This window comes from Aeromonas sp. 159, assembly GCF_963862045.1.
Classification (GTDB): domain Bacteria; phylum Pseudomonadota; class Gammaproteobacteria; order Enterobacterales; family Aeromonadaceae; genus Aeromonas; species Aeromonas veronii.
Genome location: NZ_CAWLMI010000043.1, coordinates 1 through 2,981 on the forward strand (window position 1 = coordinate 1; position 2,981 = coordinate 2,981).

Annotated in this window: 1 rRNA gene; it reads right to left on the reverse strand. The window is 52.6% G+C overall.

Annotation, left to right across the window (positions count from 1 at the left end):
- Positions 1–2,825: ribosomal RNA gene (locus tag AACR14_RS09020) — 23S ribosomal RNA — on the reverse strand; the annotation flags it as partial.
- Positions 2,826–2,981: the final 156 nt, after the last annotated feature.

Genomic DNA, 2,981 nt, shown 5'->3' on the forward strand with positions numbered 1-2,981 from the left:
CCTATCAACGTTGTGGTCTCCAACGGCCCTTTAGGACCCTCAAGGGGTCAGGGATGACTCATCTCAGGGCTCGCTTCCCGCTTAGATGCTTTCAGCGGTTATCGATTCCGAACTTAGCTACCGGGCAGTGCCACTGGCGTGACAACCCGAACACCAGAGGTTCGTTCACTCCGGTCCTCTCGTACTAGGAGCAACTCCCTTCAATCATCCAACGCCCACGGCAGATAGGGACCGAACTGTCTCACGACGTTCTGAACCCAGCTCGCGTACCACTTTAAATGGCGAACAGCCATACCCTTGGGACCGACTTCAGCCCCAGGATGTGATGAGCCGACATCGAGGTGCCAAACACCGCCGTCGATATGAACTCTTGGGCGGTATCAGCCTGTTATCCCCGGAGTACCTTTTATCCGTTGAGCGATGGCCCTTCCATTCAGAACCACCGGATCACTATGACCTACTTTCGTACCTGCTCGACCTGTCCGTCTCGCAGTTAAGCTGGCTTATGCCATTGCACTAACCTCCTGATGTCCGACCAGGATTAGCCAACCTTCGTGCTCCTCCGTTACTCTTTGGGAGGAGACCGCCCCAGTCAAACTACCCACCAGGCACTGTCCGCGAGCCCGATTCAGGGCCCTGCGTTAGAACATCAAACATACAAGGGTGGTATTTCAAGGACGGCTCCAGCGCAACTGGCGTCACGCCTTCAAAGCCTCCCACCTATCCTACACATGTAGGTTCAATGTTCAGTGCCAAGCTGTAGTAAAGGTTCACGGGGTCTTTCCGTCTAGCCGCGGGTACACCGCATCTTCACGGCGAATTCGATTTCACTGAGTCTCGGGTGGAGACAGCATGGCCATGGTTACACCATTCGTGCAGGTCGGAACTTACCCGACAAGGAATTTCGCTACCTTAGGACCGTTATAGTTACGGCCGCCGTTTACCGGGGCTTCGATCAAGAGCTTCGCTTGCGCTAACCCCATCAATTAACCTTCCGGCACCGGGCAGGTGTCACACCCTATACGTCCACTTTCGTGTTTGCAGAGTGCTGTGTTTTTGATAAACAGTCCCAGCCATCTGGTCACTGCGACTCCCGACAGCTCCATCCGCAAGGGACTTCACCATCAAGAGCGAACCTTCTCCCGAAGTTACGGTTCTATTTTGCCTAGTTCCTTCACCCGAGTTCTCTCAAGCGCCTTGGTATTCTCTACCCGACCACCTGTGTCGGTTTGGGGTACGATGACTTGTAATCTGAAGCTTAGAGGCTTTTCCTGGAAGCAGGGCATCAATGGCTTCCACACCGTAGTGTGTTCGTCTCGTGTCTCAGTGTTGTGTCTCCGGATTTGCCTGGAAACACCACCTACGCACTTTCACCAGGACAACCGTCGCCTGGCCCACCTAGCCTTCTCCGTCCCCCCATCGCAATTACAAGTCGTGCAGGAATATTAACCTGCTTCCCATCGACTACGCCTTTCGGCCTCGCCTTAGGGGTCGACTCACCCTGCCCCGATTAACGTTGGACAGGAACCCTTGGTCTTCCGGCGAGGAGGCTTTTCACCCCCTTTATCGTTACTTACGTCAGCATTCGCACTTCTGATATCTCCAGCATACCTCTCGATACACCTTCGCAGACTTACAGAACGCTCCCCTACCACTCACACATAAGTGTGAATCCGCGGCTTCGGTGCCTGGTTTGAGCCCCGTTACATCTTCCGCGCAGGCCGACTCGACTAGTGAGCTATTACGCTTTCTTTAAATGATGGCTGCTTCTAAGCCAACATCCTAGCTGTCTGAGCCTTCCCACATCGTTTCCCACTTAACCAGAACTTTGGGACCTTAGCCGGCGGTCTGGGTTGTTTCCCTCTTCACGACGGACGTTAGCACCCGCCGTGTGTCTCCCGGATATTACTTACTGGTATTCGGAGTTTGCATGGGGTTGGTAAGTCGGGATGACCCCCTAGCCCAAACAGTGCTCTACCCCCAGTAGTATTCGTCCGAGGCGCTACCTAAATAGCTTTCGGGGAGAACCAGCTATCTCCGAGTTTGATTGGCCTTTCACCCCCAGCCACAGGTCATCCCCTAACTTTGCAACGTTAGTGGGTTCGGTCCTCCAGTTGATGTTACTCAACCTTCAACCTGCCCATGGCTAGATCACCCGGTTTCGGGTCTACACCTTGCAACTAGACGCCCAGTTAAGACTCGGTTTCCCTACGGCTCCCCTATACGGTTAACCTCGCTACAAAATGTAAGTCGCTGACCCATTATACAAAAGGTACGCAGTCACCCCGAAGGGCTCCCACTGCTTGTACGTACACGGTTTCAGGTTCTATTTCACTCCCCTCACAGGGGTTCTTTTCGCCTTTCCCTCACGGTACTGGTTCACTATCGGTCAGTCAGGAGTATTTAGCCTTGGAGGATGGTCCCCCCATATTCAGACAGGATGTCACGTGTCCCGCCCTACTCGATTTCACATCAAGGTTGTTTTCGTGTACGGGGCTATCACCCTGTATCGCCGGCCTTTCCAGGACCGTTCCACTAACTTCCAAGATGCTTAAGGGCTAATCCCCGTTCGCTCGCCGCTACTGAGGGAATCTCGGTTGATTTCTTTTCCTCGGGGTACTTAGATGTTTCAGTTCTCCCGGTTCGCCTCTGTTACCTATGTATTCAGTAACAGATACCCGAGTTATCTCGGGTGGGTTTCCCCATTCGGAAATCTGTGAGTAATAGCGTCTCTTACCGACTTCTCACAGCTTATCGCAGGTTAGTACGTCCTTCATCGCCTCTGACTGCCAAGGCATCCACCATGTACGCTTAGTCACTTAACCATACAACCCCAAGAAGTGTCGGTGAAACCGGCACAGCCTGTTGTCGTACAACAAGGACCAAATAAAATTTGGTTTTCGCCAAGAAGTTTCCAAAGCACTTGTAACAAATGTTTGAGAACTACTTTTTAAATCAGCTTTCCAGATTGTTAAAGAGCA